General features: G+C 70.9%; 18 protein-coding genes. 8 read left to right on the top strand and 10 right to left on the bottom strand.

Annotation, left to right across the window (positions count from 1 at the left end; genetic code table 11):
* Positions 1–12: 12 nt before the first annotated feature.
* The 3 genes from ACN20J_RS27015 (at position 13) to ACN20J_RS27005 (ending at position 4,065) form a co-directional block, all read left to right on the top strand.
* The gene (locus tag ACN20J_RS27015) at positions 13–843 is read left to right on the top strand and encodes an intradiol ring-cleavage dioxygenase (protein ID WP_419666988.1); all 831 of its coding nucleotides are present in this window, start codon (positions 13–15) and stop codon (positions 841–843) included.
* A 165-nt stretch (positions 844–1,008) separates the two neighbouring features.
* On the top strand, positions 1,009–1,860 hold the full coding sequence (locus tag ACN20J_RS27010) for a hypothetical protein (RefSeq protein WP_361920807.1): 852 nt from the start codon (positions 1,009–1,011) through the stop codon (positions 1,858–1,860).
* An 84-nt stretch (positions 1,861–1,944) separates the two neighbouring features.
* Entirely contained in the window at positions 1,945–4,065 is a 2,121-nt protein-coding gene (locus tag ACN20J_RS27005; RefSeq protein ID WP_419666987.1) for a pectinesterase family protein, read from the top strand.
* A gap of 92 nt (positions 4,066–4,157) precedes the next feature.
* Here the strand turns inward: ACN20J_RS27005 and ACN20J_RS27000 are convergent, their stop codons facing one another.
* The 4 genes from ACN20J_RS27000 to ACN20J_RS26985 form a co-directional block, all read right to left on the bottom strand.
* On the bottom strand, positions 4,158–5,957 hold the full coding sequence (locus tag ACN20J_RS27000) for an ABC transporter ATP-binding protein (protein ID WP_419666986.1): 1,800 nt from the start codon (positions 5,955–5,957) through the stop codon (positions 4,158–4,160).
* Positions 5,958–6,110: 153 nt separating this feature from the next.
* On the bottom strand, positions 6,111–6,239 hold the full coding sequence (locus tag ACN20J_RS26995) for a hypothetical protein (protein WP_257678082.1): 129 nt from the start codon (positions 6,237–6,239) through the stop codon (positions 6,111–6,113).
* Between the two features lie 241 nt (positions 6,240–6,480).
* Positions 6,481–7,728: a DUF2993 domain-containing protein gene (locus ACN20J_RS26990; RefSeq protein WP_419666985.1), complete on the bottom strand. Its 1,248-nt coding sequence runs from the start codon at positions 7,726–7,728 to the stop codon at positions 6,481–6,483.
* A gap of 91 nt (positions 7,729–7,819) precedes the next feature.
* Complete coding sequence (locus ACN20J_RS26985) at positions 7,820–9,628, bottom strand: bifunctional metallophosphatase/5'-nucleotidase (RefSeq protein ID WP_419666984.1); 1,809 nt, start codon at positions 9,626–9,628, stop codon at positions 7,820–7,822.
* A 226-nt stretch (positions 9,629–9,854) separates the two neighbouring features.
* Here ACN20J_RS26985 and mshD point away from each other — a divergent pair, with 226 nt between their 5' ends.
* Positions 9,855–10,781 carry a mycothiol synthase gene (mshD, locus tag ACN20J_RS26980; protein WP_419666983.1) on the top strand — a complete coding sequence of 309 codons (927 nt, stop codon included), beginning with the start codon at positions 9,855–9,857 and terminating at the stop codon, positions 10,779–10,781.
* 221 nt (positions 10,782–11,002) lie between these two features.
* Here the strand turns inward: mshD and ACN20J_RS26975 are convergent, their stop codons facing one another.
* The 6 genes from ACN20J_RS26975 to ACN20J_RS26950 all read right to left on the bottom strand — a co-directional run bounded on the left by ACN20J_RS26975 (position 11,003) and on the right by ACN20J_RS26950 (position 15,768).
* Positions 11,003–11,647: an ABC transporter gene (locus tag ACN20J_RS26975; protein ID WP_419666982.1), complete on the bottom strand. Its 645-nt coding sequence runs from the start codon at positions 11,645–11,647 to the stop codon at positions 11,003–11,005.
* On the bottom strand, positions 11,644–13,188 hold the full coding sequence (locus ACN20J_RS26970; RefSeq protein ID WP_419666981.1) for an ABC transporter permease: 1,545 nt from the start codon (positions 13,186–13,188) through the stop codon (positions 11,644–11,646). The genes ACN20J_RS26975 and ACN20J_RS26970 overlap by 4 nt, the downstream gene beginning before the upstream one ends.
* Entirely contained in the window at positions 13,185–14,063 is an 879-nt protein-coding gene (locus ACN20J_RS26965; protein WP_360763532.1) for an ABC transporter ATP-binding protein, read from the bottom strand. The genes ACN20J_RS26970 and ACN20J_RS26965 overlap by 4 nt, the downstream gene beginning before the upstream one ends.
* 90 nt (positions 14,064–14,153) lie before the next feature.
* Positions 14,154–14,315 carry a hypothetical protein gene (locus tag ACN20J_RS26960; protein WP_361893160.1) on the bottom strand — a complete coding sequence of 54 codons (162 nt, stop codon included), beginning with the start codon at positions 14,313–14,315 and terminating at the stop codon, positions 14,154–14,156.
* On the bottom strand, positions 14,315–15,172 hold the full coding sequence (locus ACN20J_RS26955) for a zf-HC2 domain-containing protein (protein WP_419668961.1): 858 nt from the start codon (positions 15,170–15,172) through the stop codon (positions 14,315–14,317). The genes ACN20J_RS26960 and ACN20J_RS26955 overlap by 1 nt, the downstream gene beginning before the upstream one ends.
* Before the next feature lie 53 nt (positions 15,173–15,225).
* Positions 15,226–15,768, bottom strand: a complete 543-nt coding sequence (locus ACN20J_RS26950) for an RNA polymerase sigma factor (protein ID WP_189836719.1) — start codon at positions 15,766–15,768, stop codon at positions 15,226–15,228.
* 137 nt (positions 15,769–15,905) lie between these two features.
* On the opposite strand from ACN20J_RS26950, the gene ACN20J_RS26945 reads away from it, so the two are divergent.
* The 4 genes from ACN20J_RS26945 to ACN20J_RS26930 are packed head-to-tail and all read left to right on the top strand — an operon-like array spanning position 15,906 to position 19,211.
* The gene (locus ACN20J_RS26945) at positions 15,906–16,295 is read left to right on the top strand and encodes a GntR family transcriptional regulator (protein WP_189836718.1); all 390 of its coding nucleotides are present in this window, start codon (positions 15,906–15,908) and stop codon (positions 16,293–16,295) included.
* Positions 16,292–17,317: an ABC transporter ATP-binding protein gene (locus tag ACN20J_RS26940; protein WP_361996414.1), complete on the top strand. Its 1,026-nt coding sequence runs from the start codon at positions 16,292–16,294 to the stop codon at positions 17,315–17,317. Before ACN20J_RS26945 ends, ACN20J_RS26940 begins: the two co-directional genes overlap by 4 nt.
* Positions 17,314–18,330, top strand: coding sequence for a hypothetical protein (locus tag ACN20J_RS26935; RefSeq protein WP_419666980.1), 1,017 nt, complete (start codon positions 17,314–17,316; stop codon positions 18,328–18,330). The genes ACN20J_RS26940 and ACN20J_RS26935 overlap by 4 nt, the downstream gene beginning before the upstream one ends.
* On the top strand, positions 18,327–19,211 hold the full coding sequence (locus ACN20J_RS26930) for a hypothetical protein (RefSeq protein ID WP_419666979.1): 885 nt from the start codon (positions 18,327–18,329) through the stop codon (positions 19,209–19,211). The genes ACN20J_RS26935 and ACN20J_RS26930 overlap by 4 nt, the downstream gene beginning before the upstream one ends.
* The last annotated feature ends 86 nt before the right edge of the window (positions 19,212–19,297 follow it).

The following is a 19,297-nucleotide window of genomic DNA, read 5'->3' as shown; positions in this document are numbered from 1 at the left end:
GGGAGAGCAGCCATGAGTGAAGAACTGCACGACCACGACAGGGGTCTCTCCTTCGACCTGCCCACGCTTCAGCGGCGGAAGATGATCCGGCTGCTGGCCGGTGTCGGCCTGGTGCCGCTGGTGGGATGCAGCAGCGACGACTCCGACAGCTCGGCCTCCTCGTCGTCCTCCTCGGCCGGTTCGTCCTCGTCCGCCGCCTCCTCCGGGAGCGCCGAGTGCGAGACCATCCCGAGTGAAACGGCCGGCCCGTACCCCGGTGACGGTTCCAACGGGGTGAACGTCCTGAAGGAGAGCGGTGTCGTCCGCAAGGACATCACCTCCAGCTTCGGGTCGGCGAGCGGCAAGGCGGAAGGGGTGCCGCTGACCGTCACCCTCACCGTCGTCGATGCCGCCTCCGGCTGCGGTACGCCCAAGGAGGGCGCCGCCGTCTACCTGTGGCACTGCGACCGGGACGGCAACTACTCCCTCTACTCCGAGGGCGTCACCGAGGAGAACTACCTGCGCGGCGTCCAGGAGACCGACGCCAAGGGGCAGGTCACGTTCACCAGCATCTTCCCCGCCTGCTACACCGGCCGCTGGCCCCACATCCACTTCGAGGTGTACGGCAGCCTGGAGGACGCGACCAACGCCACGTCCATCACGGCCACTTCGCAGCTCGCCTTCGCCAAGGACGTGTGCGACACCGTGTACGCGTCGGACGGCTACGACCGCAGTGTCCAGAACATGAGCCAGCTCTCCCTGGAGACCGACGGCATCTTCAGCGACGGCTACGACCAGCAGCTGGCGACGACGAAGGGCAGCGTGGAGAAGGGGTACACGGCCACGCTCACCGTGCCGGTGTAGGCGCGGCGCCCCTTGCGCCCTACGGGCCTCGCGGATTTTCTGAGGCATCTCTGATCCAGCCGCGACGTCCCCGTGACGTTCTCCGGGTTCGCTTCTTGTCGACCACCGGTGGCGTCGCTCCCCCCTCTCCGCCGCCGGGTTCCGTCCTCCGGAGGAGAGCTCAGCGTGCGATCCGTACTCAAGTCGGCCCTCAAGAAGAGCGCCCTGGTGGCAGCGTCCACCGCGCTCGCCGTGTCCGGTCTGATGACCGTCGCCGGGCCCGCCCAGGCGGCCGGGCCGGGCGGTGCCACGAACATCCGCGGCGTCGACCCCGGCGACACCGACTCGATGATCGAGCGGCTCTGCAACCAGGAGACGAGCCTGACGGGCGTCTACGGCGCCCTCAACGTCGACACCGGCGAGTTCAAGACCCACGACGAGTACCTGCGGGACGTCTTCGGGCTGTGGGAGCCCGCCGGGCCGTGGGAACTCTTCCGCGGCTGGTGCGGGTACGCGCAGGCCTCGACCTGGTCCACCAAGGGAGCCGCCGTCCGTACCTCGCCGTGGATCGGCAACCGCGGGTCGAAGGACGACAAGGAGACCTTCGTCAGCAGCTACGGCACGAAGACGTTCGCCAAGAAGAGCGTCGGCGCCTCGATCAGCCTCTCCGCCGCGAAGAGCATCTTCTCGGGCACCGCGGGCGGCAGCTTCACCTACGAGTGGGGCTGGGAGAAGAGCTCGTCCTTCGAGCGCCGCAGCGAGAAGACGATCCCGCCGTGCACCCAGGTCGCCGTGATGTGGACGCCGTACCAGCGCGTGGTCCGGGTGAACCCGGTCTTCTACGTCGAGGACTACCAGTGGAACAAGGGCAACGGCCGTAAGACCGTGCACAGTTGGCGCGACCGGGGCTACCAGACCATCTATTCGTACGGCTACTACATCGACGGCACCTCCGACAAGCTCCTCCCGAACGGCCAGCCCGACGGCCGCGAGGACAAGATGGAGGAGAAGCTGGACCCGAAGACCTGCGCCAAGTAGGCGGGAACCCGGCAACCTTTCCGTGCGGGGCGGCGACTCACCAGCGATCCGACTCCCCCACCCCCCGCACGGAAGGTACGCCGCATGAGTGAGCCCCGCGGCAAGGCGACTGCCGGACCCCGCCACCGCAGAAGGAGGACCGCACTGACGGTCGGCATCCCACTGGCCCTGACCGCCGCCATGACCACGACGTACGGCACAGGTCTCGGCGTCTTCGGCGAGGGCGCCCAGCAGACGGCGTCCGCCGCCACGAACGCCGGCAGCGCCATCAGTGCCACAACAGCCGCCGCAGCCGCCGCCGCACCGGCCTGGGCCGCCGACACCGCCGACGGCTTCGCCTCCGTCAACTCGCTGGGCCAGAACGGCACTTACGGCGGCCGGGGCGGCCAGACCGTCACCGTGAAGACCCTCGCCGACCTGGAGAAGTACGCGACCGCCGAGGAGCCGTACGTCATCGTCGTGGCCGCGGCGATCACCATGAACCCGGTCGGCAAGGAGATCAAGGTCAGGTCCGACAAGACCATCGTGGGCCAGGGCACGTCCGGGCAGATCGTCGGCGGCGGCTTCTTCCTCGGCACCGGCGTGCACAACGTGATCATCCGGAACCTGACGATCCGTGACTCCTACCAGGGCGTCTGGAACGACAAGGACCACGACTTCGACGCGGTCCAGATGGACGGCGCCCACCACGTGTGGATCGACCACAACGACCTGCGCCACATGGCCGACGGGCTCATCGACGTCCGCAAGGACAGCACCAACGTGACGGTGTCCTGGAACAGGTTCAGCGACAACAACAAGACCTTCGGCATCGGCTGGACCGAGAACCTCGTCACCGACATCACGATCCACCACAACTGGTTCCGCGAGACCGAGCAGCGCAACCCGTCCACGGACAACGCGGCCCACGCGCACCTCTACAACAACTACCTCCAGGACGACCCGGGCACCACCATCAAGTCGTCCTACGGCAACTACTCGCGCGGCAGCACGAAGATGGTCCTGGAGAACAGCTACTTCCAGGGCATGAACAACCCGGTCACCAAGGACGCCACGGCCGCCATCGTCCAGCGCGGCAACACCTTCTCCGGCACCAGCGGCCGCAACGAGAGCGGCGGCACCGCCTTCGACCCCAAGTCGTTCTACGGCTACACGCTGGACAGGACGGCGGACGTGCCCGCGCTGCTCACGGCCGGCACGGGACCGCGTACGACGATCGGCACGGCCACCACATCGAGCACCAAGGCAGCGGCCGCCACCCTCACCGTGGCCAAGGACGGCTCGGGCCAGTTCGCGACCGTCCAGGCCGCCGTCGACGCCGTCCCCGCGAACAACCCCTCCCGCGTGGTGATCTCGGTCAAGCCGGGCACGTACCGCGAGACGGTCAAGGTCCCGGCGAACAAGCCGCACGTGACCATTCAGGGCGCGGGCGCCAGCCGCAAGGACACGGTCATCGTCTTCAACAACGCGGCCGGTACGGCGAAGCCCGGCGGCGGGACGTACGGCACGAGCGGCAGCGCGACCGTCGCCGTCGAGGCCGACGACTTCCAGGCCCGCAACCTGACCATCAACAACGACTTCGACGAGGCGAGGAACCAGAGCCTGAGCGGCCACCAGGCCGTGGCGCTGCGGACGGCCGCCGACCAGGTCCTCCTCGACGGGATCATCGTCGACGGCGACCAGGACACCCTGCTCCTGGACACCGCGGCCAAGGACAGGCTCGGCCGGGTCTACGTCACCAACTCCTACGTCAGCGGCAACGTCGACTTCGTCTTCGGCCGCGCGACCTCCGTGATCGACCAGTCCGTCATCACCCTGAAGAAGCGCTGGGACGGCACGTCGGCGGGGTACATCACCGCGCCCAGCACCACGGCCGACCGCAAGGGCATCCTCATCAACCGCTCGGTCGTCAACGGTGACGTGTCCGCCGGGAGCTTCTTCCTCGGCCGCAACTGGCACGCGGGCGGCGACGCGACCCTTCGTCCGCAGACCACGGTCCGCAACTCCACGCTCAGCGCCGCGGTCAAGTCGACCCCGTGGTCGGACATGGGCGGCTTCTCCTGGAAGAACGATCGCTTCGCGGAGTACAAGAACACCGGCCCCGGTTCGGGCGCCGCGACCAGTGACCGCCCGCAGCTGACCGACTCCCAGGCCACCGGCCAGGAGGTCGCGGGCTGGCTGGGCACCTGGAACCCGACCGCCTGACGCCCCACGTCAGGCCGGTCGACACCCGTCCGGCTGGGGAGTGCGAGCCACGAGCCGCTCCCCAGCCGGCGCCCCGCCAACCCGGCCCGCCCTCAAAGGACCGGCTGCGGCAACAGCCTCATGGTCGTCTCCGCATCCACGCCCACGCCGAGTCCCGTCGGCATCGGCCCCGCGAGCCCCGCGTACACCCCACCCCGCGCCATCAACTCCTCGTGCGTGCCCTCCTCCACCAGCCGGCCGCCGTCCACGACCAGGATCCGGTCGGCGTCGGGGGCGAGGGTCAGATCGTGGGTGATCATGACGGTCGTGCGGCCGGAGACCAGGCGCCGCAGCGGCTGTACGACCCGGCGGGCGGCGGGCCCGTCGAGTCCGGTGGTCGGTTCGTCGAGTACGAGGACGGGGGCGGCCCGCAGGATCGCGCGGGCGAGGGCGACCCGCTGGAGCTGCCCGCCGGAGAGGGTGGCCGTGCCGGGGGCGATCTCCGTGTCGTACGCGTCCGGCAGCGCGTCGATGAACGCGTGGGCGTCGGCGTCCCGCGCGGCCCGTTCGATCTCCTTCTCGCTCGCGCCCGGCCGCGCGCAGCCGATGTTCTCGCGGATCGTGCCGTGCAGGATCAGCGTCTCCTGGGGCAGCAGGGCGACGTTCTCGCGCAGGAACTCCAGCGGTACGTCCGTGAGCGGGACGCCGTCCAGGCAGATCACGCCCGCGGTGGGGTCGTAGAAGCGGGTCAGGAGCTTGGAGAGCGTCGACTTTCCGGCGCCGCTCGGGCCGGTGACGAGGACGAACTCGCCGGGTCGCGCGGTGAACGTCACGTCGTGCAGGGCGTCGCGCTCCCCGCCGCCGCCCGGGTAGCGGAAGGAGACGCCGTGGAAGCTGACCCAGCCGCGTACGGGCCAGGGCCGGACCGGTTCGGCGGGGTCGGTGACGGCGGGCTCGGCGTCCAGGATCTCCTGGAGCCGCTGGGCGCCGGCCGTCGCGGCGGTCACTGTCAGGCCGAGCTGGCCGAGGTCGCGGATCGGCGGGTAGAGGTAGCCGAGGAAGGCGGCGAAGGCGAGCAACTGGCCCAGCGACATGCGTCCTTGGGCGATCTCCCAGGCGCCGAGCCCGATGACCGCGAGCACGCACACCGTCTCGACGACCTCGACGAACTGCTCGTACAGCTCACTCGCGCGGGCGCCCCGGACGCTGGCGCGCAGCCAGGCCCTGGCCTCGCGGTCGAGGCGCTTCTCCTCGGCGCGGCGGCGGTTGTAGGCCTGGGTGAGTACGACGTTGCCCAGTGACTCCTCGACGACCGAGGTGATCGCGCCGTCGGCGGTGCGCTCGTCCTGGGCGGCGGTCCTGATCCGGCCCGCGAAGCGGCGGGCCGCGACGAGGAAGAGGGGGGCGAGGAGGAAGGTGACCAGGGCGAGGTCCCAGCGGAGCCAGAGAGCGGCGGCGGAGTAGAAGAGCGCCGAGAAGATGGCGGAGACCGTTCCCACGACCCCCGACACGACCATCTGCTCGATGGCCTCGACGTCACCCGTGAGCCGTTCGACCAGGTCGCCCTGCCGGTGCTTCTGGAAGAAGTGCGGCGGCAGGTCCTGGACATGGCGGAAGACGTTCGCGCGCAGCCGCAGTACGAATCTCTCGGCCGTCCAGACCGCGAGGGAGTTCCCCAGGTATCCGACGATCGCGCCGAGCACGGCGACACCGAGCCAGGCTCCGGCCGGCCCCCAGAAGGCGGCGAGCGAACCGGCTTTCAGCGCGTGGTCGGTCAGCTCCGCGAAGAGCAGGATCGAGGCCGTCTCCGCCAGTGCCGACACAATCACGCACGCGACGATCAGCAGCAGCCACTTGCGGTCGCCGCGCGTCAGCGGCCAGAACCGCGCGAATGCCTCCCGGACTTCCCGCATGCCGTCACATTTCCTTTCCTGATTCCCTGGTCCCCGGCTACCGGTTCCCGGCCACCCGGTTCTCCGGTTCCCTGGTTCGCGCAAAAAACAGCCGATAAATGGCCGAGGCGGGGTCTCCGGAACGAATCCGGAGACCCCGCCTCGTGGCAGTGGCTACTTCTTGCCGACCGGGCGACGCTGCGGCTTCTTGGCACCAGGCTTCGGCGCGGGCTTCGCGGCATGCTTCTTCGGGGCGGCGGGCTTGCGGTTCTTCTTGACCGGGGTGATCTTGTGGAAGCTCATGGGAAGTCCCTCTTTCTTCTGCTGCTGCTTCGGTGTATTTCCGTTTGCCGTAAGCCCCGTTCGGCTTCGACATGGAAAACACTACGAGACCGCAGAAGCGAAAACCGCCAAATCCGCTGAGACCTCGATTAATTGCGACTGAGACAGATTTCAGGAACTCGCGGGAACCGAACCGCAATTCACACAGACTTTATTACGCCGCTCACCCGGAACTTATTTACCGCGCGGCCTGCCCGGCGGCCTACTTGCCGATCGCCAGTCCCTGCCCGGTGACCCGCACCCTGATCCCGTCCTTCTGCACGCGCACGTCCCGCAGGCTCAGTTCGCCCTTCGGGGGCTTCGGGAGGCGGAAGCCGATGGAGAGGCGGTCGACGAGGGCGGGGCGGGTCAGGCGGGAGAGCCCGTCGAGGAGGGCCAGGTCGAAGCCGAGGCGCTTGAGGAGCTCGGGGTTCTCCACGGCGAGGTCGATGAGGTTGACCTTCATCAGCTGGCCGGCGAACCGCGGGGAGCCGGTGAACTTCTCGAACTTGGAGTCGTCGCTCAGCGCCTCCTGGACCGCGGAGTCCGGCACCCCGATCCGCTTCGCGATCGACGGCACCGACAGGAGCTCCTTGGCCTTCTTCTTCTCCTTCGCCAGGCGCGTGGCGGACTTGCGGGTCAGGTGCAGGCCCTGGGACTCGCGGGTGCCGGGCCGGAAGGTGGCCAGGTCGCCGATGTCCAGGCGCATTCCGCCGACCTCGGTCGAGATGCCGCGCTCGCCGTCGCGCTTGATCCGCGCGTCGGCCCGCATCCGCAGGTCGTGCCCGGCGACGGGCAGCACCCCGCGCGCCCGCACCTCGTCGCCGCCGTGACCGGTGAACGTCATCTGGGACGCGCCGAGTTCACGGTTCAGGTCGTCGAAGGAGAGCAGCACCTCGCCGTTCAGCTCCGGGATCCGGACGCCTCGCAGGGAGGTGGGTCCGCCGTCGACCCGTACGCCCGTCGCGGTGGCGGAGACCTTCGCGAGGGAGACCCGGTCGGCCGCCACGTCCGGGACGGTGACCGACACGGAGTCGAGCCGCTGGTCGAGGATCTGGGTGACGAAGGGGAAGCCCTCGATCTCGACCTCGGGGGACGCGCTGAGCTTCAGCTGGTCCCGTACCTTCTCGGCCGCGGTGCGCTCGGCGTACAGGAGCGCCCAGCGGTCGCCGAGGGCGAGGAAGGCGGCGAGGACGAGCACCGCGATGACGGCCTTGACGGCAAGGGACAGTCCGGTGAAGGGACTTCGCCGGCGCCTACGGGTGCGACGGCGGGTGCGGGCCCCGGAGTCCCGGGAACCCCGGCGGTGGTTGGGCGGTGCCCACTCCGCCTCCCGCTCGGCCCCCTCGGCCGCGGCCGGCTCCTCCACCTGGAGGAAGTCCTCAAGGGGTCCGTCGTCGAGGGCGGCGAGATCCTCGTACGGGTTCGGAGGGGAGTGGGAATGCGCCGCGATGGGATGGGGGGTACGCATCGACCGATTCGACCATGCGTACCAACCCCACCCGCAACTCCAATAGGCCCTTTGCGATCTACCTCACGGACAGATCGCCGTTACCGGGTGGCTACTTCACGACGGTGATCCGGTCGGCCGCGGGCGGCGCGATCGGGTTCGTGGCCGAGGAGTTCGCCAGCAGGTACTTCTCCAGGGCGGCGAGGTCGTCGTCGCCCACCAGGTCGCCCGTGCCGTGACCCAGGGTGGTGAAACCGTCGCCGCCGCCCGCGAGGAAGCTGTTCGTCGCGACGCGGTAGGTGGCGGCCGGGTCGATCGCGGCACCGTTGAGCTTGACCGAGTCGGCGACGACACGGTCGGCGCCGGTCTTCGTCAGGTCGAGCGTGTAGGTGAGCCCCTTCGAGATCTGGAGCACCTTCGGGGAGGCCGCGTTCACGCCGGTGACCTGTTCCTTGAGCACCTGGACGAGCTGGGCGCCGGTGAAGTTCTGCAGGTTCACCGTGTTGGCGAACGGCTGGACCGTGAAGCCCTCGGCGTAGGTCACCACACCGTCGCCCTCGGCGCCCTTGGCCGCGAAGGTGAGCGGCGCCCGGATACCGCCCGGGTTCATCAGCGCGAGGTCCGTCTCGGGGTCCAGCTCCTTGCCGTACGCGAGCTGCGCGTCGGCGATCAGGTCGCCGATCGGGGACTCGGTGCCGACGTTGGAGATGTCACCGGAGATGTAGCCGATGGGCTTGTTGCCGATCGGCGCGGCGAGCGTGTTCCACTTCGTGATCAGCTCGGTCATGTCCGTGGCCTTGGGCACGGTACGCGTCACCACGTGGTTCGCGGAGGCGACGGAGGTCCGGGCGATGTCGCCGGTCCACCGGTCGTACGTCAGCGTCGTGTCCGTGTAGAGCCGCCCGAAGGACGCGGCCGAGGTGACCATGCGGGGCTTGCCCGACGGGTCGTTGATCGTGCACGCGTACGCGGCGTGGGTGTGGCCGGTGACCAGCGCGTCGACCTTCGGCGTGACGTTCTTGGCGATGTCCACGATGGGGCCGGATATGCCGTCACCGGCACCGGGCGAGTCGCAGTCGTAGTTGTACGCCGCCGAGGCGGGCAGCCCGCCCTCGTGGATCAGCGCGACGACCGACTTGACGCCCTGCTTCTCCAGCTCCTTGGCGTACTTGTTGATCGTCTCGACCTCGTCCTTGAACTTGAGGCCCTTCACACCCTCGGCGGAGACGACACCCGGGGTGTCCTCCAGGGTCACGCCGATGAAGCCGACCTTGACGCCGTTCTTCTTCCACACCCAGTAGGGCTTGAGGATCGGCTTCTTGGTCTTCTCGTCGAGGACGTTCGCCGCGAGGTACGGGAAGTCGGCGCCCTTGAACTTCTTGCCCTCCACATAACAGCCGTCCGTGGGGTGGCAGCCACCCTTCTGCAGACGGCCCAGCTCCTTGGCACCCTCGTCGAACTCGTGGTTGCCGACGCTCGTCACATCGAGGTCGAGCTTGTTCAGCGCCTCGATGGTGGGCTCGTCGTGGAAGAGCCCGGAGATCAGCGGGGAGGCACCGACCATGTCGCCGCCGGCCGCCGTGACCGAGTACTTGTTGCCCTCGCGCGCCTGGCGCAAATGCGTCGCCAGGTACTCGACACCGCCCGCGTCGATCGTCTTGCTGGTGCCGTCCGGCTGGAGCTCGGTGACCCGTCCCGAGGAGCCGGCCGGCGGCTCCAGGTTTCCGTGCAGGTCGTTGAAGGAGAGCAGCTGGACGTCCTGGTAGCGGCCCGGCTTCTGGTGGCCGGGCTTCTTGCCCGTCTCGCCCGCGGACGCCGGCATCGCGGCGACGAGGGCGCCGACGGTGGCGACGCCCGCCGCCGCAGCGAGGAAGCGGGTGGTGCGGCGTCTGCGTCGGAACGGATGAGGTGTGGCTGACATGTGCCCCCCTGTGGGTCGGCTGATATGTGGGCCCCGTCCCGGCGCAGCCTAGAGTCAACGCGCGTAGCGCGACAGGGGGTTCAGGGTTACGGACTGGTTGCCGCGCGGGGTGATTCACCACGAACCGGACAGGTGGAGGGCCGACGGCGTGCCCGCGGCGCACCGGACGCGTCCTCACCTGCTGGGCCACTTCGCCATGAACCGGACACGTCGTACTCTCGTAATCATGACCAGCGAAGACACCGCACCGGCTGTCCCGGCCCGCTCCCTCGACATCCTGTCCGCACTGAGCCCCGAGCAGACCGAGGCCGTGCTAGCCCTCCTCGCCGAGGCCGCCAGGGCCGACGGACAGCAGGCGGTGTCCGAGCAGGGCCGGCTGCAACTGCGCGGCGGCGCCCGGGAGGGGGTCCGGCATCTGCTGCTGACCTCCCAGGACCTGCTCGTCGGGTACGCGCAACTGGAGGACACCGATCCCATCGAGGCCCCGGCCGCCGAACTGGTCGTCCACCCGGCGCACCGGGGGCACGGCCACGGGCGGGCGCTCGGCAACGCGCTGCTCGCCGAGTCCGGCAAGCGGGTGCGTGTCTGGGCCCACGGCGGCCACTTCGCGGCCCGCCATCTGGCCCAGGTCCTCGGCCTCACGCTCTTCCGCGAACTGCGGCAGATGCGGCGGCCGTTGACGGACCTGGACCTGCCCGGGCCGAAGCTTCCGGACGGTGTGCACGTACGGACGTTCGTGCCCGGCGAGGACGACGCGGCATGGCTCGCCGCGAACGCCGCCGCCTTCGCGCACCACCCCGAGCAGGGTTCCCTTGCCCAGCGGGACCTCGACGACCGCAAGGGTGAGCCGTGGTTCGACCCGGCCGGGTTCTTTCTCGCCTTCCGGAACGAGGAGCTGATCGGGTTCCACTGGACCAAGGTCCATGCGGAGGAGGGCCTCGGCGAGGTGTACGTGGTCGGCGTACGGCCCGGGGCTCAGGGGGGCGGGCTCGGCAAGGCCCTCACCACGATCGGGCTTCGGTATCTGGCGGATCGGGGGGTGCCGACGGCGATGTTGTACGTCGACGGGGACAACAAGGCGGCGGTGGCTGTCTATGAGCGGCTCGGGTTCGTCACGTACGAGACGGATCTGATGTATCGGACGGAGTCCTGAGCGGGGTCCTCGCCGGACGGGCGGCGGGATTCGGCGGACCGGGTCGAAGGTGCGGGGCGGTCGGGGCTGGGTGCGCAGTTCCCCGCGCCCCTAAAGGGGCGCGGCCGACTAACGGAGCGCTGCCCGTTGCGCCCTGGCCCCGAACGCGCCCAGACGCCACGCCCGTACAGGGGCTGAGCGCGCCCACGCGGCGGAGCCGCATATGTCACAGCCCCGCGCCCCTAAAAGGGGCGAAGCCTCAGCCCTGCCCGTAGCGGTTCCACGCACGCCCTCGTGCCCACCGCCAGTGCCACCGTCAGGAGCATCGCCCAGCGTTCGTGGGTGTCGGTCCAGCGGGGGTCGTCCGGGGAGACCAGGAGGGCCCAGCCGTCGGGCAGGAGGAGGAACCCGGCTGCCGCGGTGGACAGGAGCCCGGTGGACACCGCCACTCCCGGCTCGGTGGCGGTCGAGCGCTGGATGATCAGGGCCGCCGAGGCGAGGGCGAACACGGCGGTGGCGATCGCCTCCAGGGTGAGGGCGCCGACCGGCGGCCGGGCCTCCTCGGGTACGAGGAACAGCGCCGCCGTCCAGCAGAGCGCGGCCCCCGGGAGGGCGAGTGCCACGCGCAGGCCGACGCGCAGCGGGCGCCTGACCGGTACCGCCGAGGTGATGTGCCGGGCCGGGTCGTCCAGCAGGAACGCCAGGCCGAGGGCGAGGGCGAGCGCGGCGCCCCGCAGCGAGATGAGCCCGAGCCACGGGTCGGGGGCGCCCGACAGCATGCGCGGGATACCGGCCAGCAGCAGTGCCGTGGCACCGCCGCCCGCGAGCGCCCGCCAGGGCAGTGTGCGCAGTACGGGGGTCAGCAGGGCGCGTGTCATGACGGTCATTCCGCGCACGAGTCACCGTCCGCTTCCGCCTTGGCCGCCGACTTGTCCGCGGCCGGCACTCCCAGCAGTTCCGCCACCCTCGCCGTGGTCGTCCTGGGCGAGGTGAGCTCCGTCCACTTGGCCTTCACCTTGCCGGCGACGCTGTAGCGGGGCTTCTTGAGCAGTTCCACCACGATCCGGGTCTGTTCGGCGCTCATGCTCATGGATTCCGTGGGGGACAGGACGATGGCGGAGCCCGAGACGCTGTCGTCGAGGCGGACGTTGCGGAGCGCGGTCATCGGGTCGGACTCTCCGCCCAGCGCCAGCCACATGATCGTCACCATGCGGGCGTCGCACACCGAGCTGCCCGCCTTCTCGTTCCCCGCCACCAGCACGGACGCGACGGCTGCGGCGAACTCGGGGACACGGTTGCCGCCCCAGGAGGTGCCGACGGTCACCTGGCCGGGCGTGGTCGACGGGGAGATCAGGGTGTCGGACGTCAGCCCGTAGGTGGCGTCGATGCGCTGCCGTACGGTCAGCCGCTCGCCCCCGGCGCTGCCGCCCGCGAGGTTCTGGACCCGGTCGACGACCTCGGCCCAGTCGGCGGTGCGTCCGGTCCACTCGGGGAAGGCGCAGTACGTGGACCCGCCGCGCTTGAGGCACGTCTGGACCTTCTCCGGAGCGTTGGTCGCCCGGTCGCGGGCCGGTGTCGACCCGGCCGGAGTGCCCGCGGACTGGCCGACCACGCCCACCACGGTCAGCGCGACCGATCCCGCTATCGCCGCCTTGACGACCGTCGTGCGCCCACCGCTGACCAGTACCGCCAGGACGGCCAGGGACAGGCCGAGCCCGACGAGGTACAGGGCGTGCCAGGCGGCGGGCCGCTCCAGCAGGTCGGAGGGGAGGGGGTTGGAGCCGCTCTCGGTGACGACCGGACCCAGCCAACTCGTCCAGTTGGAGCCGGACGAGGGCGCCACGAAGAGCATCCCGAAGAGCAGGAGGACGAGGATGACCGGCGCGGCGAAGACCGAGCGGAACAGCCGGGCGAGGAGGACACCGAGCATGCCGAACAGCAGGACCGTCAGCGGGCCGACGGCGAGTTCGGCGGGCGAACCGTGTCCGGCCGCGCCGGGCTTGAGCGCGGCCCAGATGAACTGGACGAGGACGCACACCGCCGTGAACAGGACGGCCGGGACGATCGACAGCGCGTGGGCGACCGTGCGCCGCCACGGCTCGACCACCAGCACGTCGAAGTGGCGGTCCGTGTCGCACCGGCGGGAGCGCAGGACCGCGCGGTTGACGCCCAGCATGACGGCGAGCCCGATCAGTAGCGGCATGCCCGGGGTGGCCCGGTCGACGTCCTGGAGTATCGGATAGTCGCCCTGGCGCTGCGTGGTATCCCACACGATCCAGGCGACGTACAGGATCGAGAGGCCGAAGAGGGGGATGGTCATGCGCAGCTCGCGCGCCTCGAAGCGGGCGAGGGCGAACACGGGTGCCCAGGAGCGGGACGGGTGCGCCGGTTCGACGGCCCTGGCGGGTGTCTCGAGAACGGTGCTCATGCTGTCGTCACCTCCGCGGTCTCGCCGTCGAGGGTGAGCAAGTACCCGTCCTCCAGGGTCGGTTCGACGAGGTCGGCGCCCGCGGGGGGCTCGCCGACGTTGCGGAAGGAGCCCGTACCGGTGCGCCATCCGGCCCACGCTCCCGGGTCGCGTTCGGTGCTGCTCCACACCCGGCCCGCCGCCCGTGCGGTCAGCTCGGCCGGGGTGCCCTCGAAGCGGACCCGGCCGCGGACCATGACGATCACGCGGTGGCAGAGCATCGCGACGTCCTCGGTCTGGTGGGTGGAGAGCAGCACGGTCCGCCCCTCCCCCGCCCGGGCGATCAACTCCCGGAAGCGCATGCGCTGTTCGGGGTCGAGTCCGACGGTCGGCTCGTCGAGGACCAGGAAACCGGGGTCGCCGACGAGGGCGGCGGCCAGCGCGACCCGCTGGCGCATCCCGCCGGAGAGCTTCTTGATGCGCTTGCCCCGTACGTCGGACAGCGCGACGTCGTCCAGGACCCGCCGCACCTCGGCGTGGCGGGCGGTGCGGTCCGTCAGCTCCTTGAGGATCGCCACGTAGTCGACGAACTCGAAGGCCGTGAAGTCCGGGTGGAAACCGGGCGCCTGCGGCAGATAGCCCAGCGCGCGCCGCACCTCCTGCCGCCCGGCCGTCGTGCCCGGGTCGTTGCCGAGCACCGTGAACGCCCCCTTGTCCGGGGGCACGGCGGTGGCCAGCACCCTCAACAGGGTCGTCTTACCGGCCCCGTTGGGACCGAGCAGCCCGGTGACGCCCTCGCCGAGCCGCACCGACACGTCGTCGAGCGCGGCCGTTCCGCCGTAGCGGAGGGTCAGCCCGGAGGCGGACACCGTCGGCGTCGTAGGAAGGTCAGACATGCGTGACTCCTGTGGAAGAGAGCGGAAGCAGGGGGAGGGAGAGACGGCGGCCGGGATGCGGCACCGGCGCCGGAGGGAGGGCGGTCACCCTCACTCGCCGCCCCCGTCGTAGGAGGAAGAGGAGGAACTGCGGTTGCCGGAGCTCTTCGGGAGCAGGACGGCGATGAAGTGGAGGACCCGCAGGACGACCGAAGCGGTCATCAGCAGCCCGGCCTTGAGGAGCTTCAGCCTCCTGCGCGTGGCGTCGGACATCACGCGGTACCTCCGTCCGTGTAGCCCGCGAACGGTGTGTGCGCGGAGGTCGAGTCGAATCGGTCGCGGCCGAGATAGAAGAGCCCGGCGGCAAGTGCGGCGACGGCGGCCGCGATGCCCTGCCCCGCCGCGGTGTAGGGCGCGAGGGTCTCCTCGGTCGTCCGTTGCGCGACCACCAGCAGGACAACCCACGTTCCGCCGACCAGGCCGGGCGCGAGGACCGGACCCAGCCGGGGCGTCAGCGCGAGCCCGGTCGCGGTGAGCGCGAGCGCGGGCAACAGCCAGGCCAGGGCCCGCAGTCCGTACGAGGGAAGCGCGAGGGTCGCGAGGCCGTTGAGGGCGAGCGCGACGGCCAGCACGGGAACCGTGCGGATCAGCAGCAGCCGGAACCCGTGCATCGGCGACACCACGGCCATCTCGTAGGTCGGGTCGAGCACCGGCCCGTACGACAGCGCGACCCCGGCCAGGGGCAGCAGCGGGGCGAGGGCGAGGAACATCGCCGGGGACTCGGGTGTCCGGGCGGCATTGGCGGCGATCACCGTGATGACCAGTACGGCGACGACCGCGCCCAGCCACGACCGGCGCAGCACCGGCGTCGCGGCGAGCAGCCGGGCGGTGTGGTCGGCCACGCCCATCCGGACGAGCAGCGACTCCAGGAACCCCGGTCGCGGTACGTCCAGTTCGGCGTCGAGGCGTTCCCATCCCGCGTCCAGGGCGACCGGGTCGCCCACCTCGGCGAGCTGGGCCCGGCAGCGCGCGCAGGCGAGGAGGTGGGTGTCGGCCGACCAGAGCATCGGCGCCGCCAACTCGCCCCGCGCGTACGCCCGGAGGTCGTCCTCCGCGACGTGCCAGGTCATGCCGTCCCCGTCGCTCATGCCATTCGTACCGCTCGTGTCGTTCGTGTCGCTGCTCATGCCAACTCCTCCCGCAGCTGCTTGCGGGCCCTGAGGGCCCGTGTCTTGACCGTCCCCGGCGGGATGCCGAGCAGGACGGACGCCTCCCTGGTGGTCAGCCCGTCGATGACCGTGGCCTGGAGGACCGCCCGCAGCTCCGGCGACAGCCGGACCAGGGCACCCGCGAGGTCCCCGTGCTCCACCCCCGCGAGCACGCGCTCCTCCGCGGACGCCTCGTCCCGGTGCCGCAGCCGCGAGAGCGCCTGCCGCAGCCGGCCCCGGGCGCCGTCGCCCCGCAGCGCGTCGATCAGCCGCCGCGAGCCGATGCGCCACAGCCAGCCGGCCACGTCGCCCTCCTCGCGGTAGCGGGCACTGCCGCGCCAGACCGCGAGGAACGTCTCCTGTACGACGTCGTCGACGATCCCCGCGTCCGCGCACCGCCCGCGCAGCCGTGCTCCGAGCCACGGCGCGTACCGCCGGTACAGCTCTTCGAAGGCGCGTCGGTCACCGTCCGCCGCGATGGCCCGCAGCAGATCCCCGTCGCTTCTCGTTTCCCTCACACCCCCTCATCGCACGAGCCCCACGGATCGGTTCACGCTTCCGCGAGAAGTTTCCGGAACCCGGCATTCACCTTGACAGGCCCCCGACCATCTACCACCCTTTCACTACTCAATTAGTGAAAGGGTGGTGGTCGGTCGTGGTCGAGTACCGCATCGACCGGCGCAGCGGTGTCGCCACGTACGTCCAGATCGTCCAGCAGACCAAGCAGGCCCTGCGGCTGGGCGTCCTCGAACCGGGCGACAAGCTCCCCACGGCCCGTGAGGTCGTGGAGGCCACCGCGATCAATCCGAACACCGTCCTGAAGGCCTACCGCGAGCTGGAGCGCGAGGGCCTGGTCGAGGCCAGACGCGGCCTCGGCACTTTCGTACGGCGCTCGCTGGGCGCCGCACCCGCCGACCACACCGCCCTGCGTTCGAAGCTGACCGCCTGGCTGGACGAGGCACGCAAGGAAGGCCTGGAGCGCGAGGACATCAGCGCGCTCTTCACCGCCGTACTGGACGAGAAATGCCCTGAGGGGGAGCGATGAACAGGGTCGGGGAAGGGACCGCGCTGACCGCGGTCGGGCTGGGCAAGCGGTATCGGCGCCGGCGCGGCCATGTGCTGCGGGACTGCTCCTTCCGGCTGCCGGCCGGGCGGATCTGCGCCCTGGTCGGCCCGAACGGCGCGGGCAAGTCGACGCTCCTGCAACTGGCGGCCGGTCTGATACGCCCCACCGAGGGCACCCTGACCGTCCTCGGCACCAGCCCCGCCGCGGCCCGCGAACGCTTCGCCTACGTCGGCCAGGGCAAACCGCTGCCGCCGCAGCTCACGGTCGCCGCCACGCTCCGCCTCGGCGCCGAGCTGAACCGCGCCCGCTGGGACGGGCCGGCCGCGGAACGCATCGCGTACGGACACCCCACTCCGCAGGCCCGGGACGGCGCCCTCGACCCCACCGCGAGGATCCGTTCCCTCTCCGGCGGCCAGCGCACCCGAGTCGCCCTCGCCCTGGCCTTCGGCAAGCGGCCCGAGCTGATGCTGCTGGACGAGCCGATGGCCGACCTCGACCCGCTGGCCCGGCGCGAACTCCTCGGTGCGCTGCTGGGCGAGGCCGCCGAGCACGGCACGACGATCGTGATGTCCTCGCACGTCGTCGCCGAGCTGGAGGGCGTCTGCGACCACCTGCTCCTCATGGGCGGCGGCCGGATCCGGCTCGGCGGCGACCCCGAAGAGCTACTCGCCGCGCACACCCTGGTCACCGGCCCGGCGCGCGACCTCACCGGCCACACCGTCGTCGAGTCCCGTGACGCGGGCCGCCAGGTCACGGCCCTGATCCGCCCGGGCGGCCCACCGTCCGACGACTGGGAGACCGCCGCGCCCACCCTGGAGGAGCTGCTCCTGGCCCACCTGCGCAACCCGAAGGCACCCGACCTGTTCACCGAGGACACCGAACCGGGCGAGGAGAAGAGCGGGAGCGAGGCGGAAGAGGCCGAAGAGACCGGCAAGCCCGGAGAGACGGGCCCCGGAGAGACCGGAGAAGACCAGGAGAACGAGGAGAACGCGCGCGCATGACGACCCTCCTCACCTCCACCGGCACGTCCACCGGCACCTCCCCACGCACCGGCCTCGGCCTCGCCCGGTCCGTGCTGCGCCTGCACCGGTCGGCCCTGTGGCTCTGGCTGCTGCTCGTCGCGGCCCTCGCGGCGGCGATGCTCTGGGCGTACGGCCCGGGCTACGACGCCGCCGTCGCCGACGTCCGGGAGCAGTGCCGCGAAAGCGTCGAGGCCTGCCACTTCCCCAACGGCCCCTGGCTGAACAAGTACGACACGACCGTGGCCTTCACCACGCTCGCCGTGGCGTACTTCCCCTTCCTCGTCGCCGCCTGGGCGGGCGCGGCCCTCATCGCCCGCGAACTGGAGAACGGCACCGCCCACCTCGCCTGGACCCAGTCCGTCTCCCCCACCCGCTGGCTCGCCGCGAAGCTCGCCGTGCCCGCGCTGCTCATCACCGCGGGCACGGCCGTACTGGTCCCGCTGCACCGCCTGATGTGGAACCGGGGCGCGGAACTGCTCTGGGCGGACTGGTACGACGAGAACACCTTCCACGCGAGCGGAACCGTCACGCTCGCGTACGCCCTGTGCGGCCTGGCGCTCGGCGCCCTGGCGGGCCTGGTCGTCGGCCGCACGCTGCCCGCGCTGGGGGTCGCCTTCGCCGCCCTGCTGCCCGTGTTCCACCTGGGCAACGAGTACCGCGTGAGCCTGTGGCCGACGGTCACGGTCACCGGCGCCGAGGTGCTGAGCCCGCCGGACAAGATCCTCCAGCTCGACCAGGGCGTGATCACGGACGAGGGCACCCGCATCGGCAACAACATGGCCTGCACCGTCTCCGACGGCGCGGCCGACCTCCAACGCTGTCTGACCCGCGGCGGCCTCGACGACATCTGGGCCACCTACCACCCGAAGTCCCACTTCTGGCCGCTCCAGCTCGCCGAGACCGGCGTCGTGCTGGCCGTCGCCGCCCTCGCGGTCACCGCCGCGTTCGTCCTGCTCCGCCGCCGTACCGCCACAGAAGGAGTCGCCGTATGAGTGCCTTCGCCGTGAAGGGAACAGCCGAGACCCCCGAAGTGCCGCCGGGCGGGCCGGTCAAGGGGCTGCCGTGGGCCGTGCTGCGGCTGCACCGCGCGGCGCTCGTGGTGTGGGGCACCTTCATGCTGGCCGCCCTCGGCGCCCTGGTGTGGGAGGCCGGGATCAACGCGGACTCCGTACGGAACCGGATCGCCGCCTGCGGCCACGACCCCGGCCCGTGCCGTATCAGGGCGGTGTTCGACTACGGCGGGTCCATGGGCTGGGCCTCCACCCTCGTCTACTACAGCTTCTTCGCCGTGGCCGCGTTCGCCGCCGGCGCGCTGATCGGGCGTGAGCTGGAGAACGGCACCGCGCAGCTCGCCTGGACGCAGTCCGTCTCGCCGACGCGGTGGCTGGCCGTCACGCTCGCCGTGCCGGCGGTGCTGCTGGTGGCCGGCGGCACGGTGTTCGTGTTCGTCTTCCGGTGGGCCTGGGCGGCCAACCGGGACCTGATGGGCGACGACTGGACCTTCAACGACGTGTTCGCCGCGCGGGGGCCCGCCCTGGTGGCGTACGGGTTGTGCGGGCTGGGTGTGGGGGCGCTCGCCGGGGTCGTGCTGCGACGGTCGCTGCCCGCGCTGGGGGTCGCCTGCGGGGTGATGTACCTGGTCAACCACAATCTGGAGAAGTACCGCGAGGATCTCTGGCCCGCGGTCACGCCTGCCCCGACCAAGGGGGTCGAGATGTCCCAGGACGTGTGGCAGATCGGGGACGGGACCGGTCGTTTCCATCCCCGGTCCCACTACTGGCCGATGCATCTCGTGGAGACCGGGATCGTGCTCGGGGTCGCCGTTCTTGCCACGGGGGCGGCATTCTGGGTGCTTCGGCGCCGTACGGCCTGAGCGGTTCGTCGTACGTGCGGACCGTTTGTGACTGATCGCGCCCACGCGGCGGAGCCGCATATGTCACTGCCCCGCGCCCCTTGCGG

The organism is Streptomyces sp. 2-1 (assembly GCF_048564895.1).
Taxonomy (GTDB): domain Bacteria; phylum Actinomycetota; class Actinomycetes; order Streptomycetales; family Streptomycetaceae; genus Streptomyces; species Streptomyces phaeochromogenes.
The sequence above is the reverse complement of the archived record's forward strand: the minus strand, read 5'-3'. Positions and strand labels throughout refer to the sequence as shown.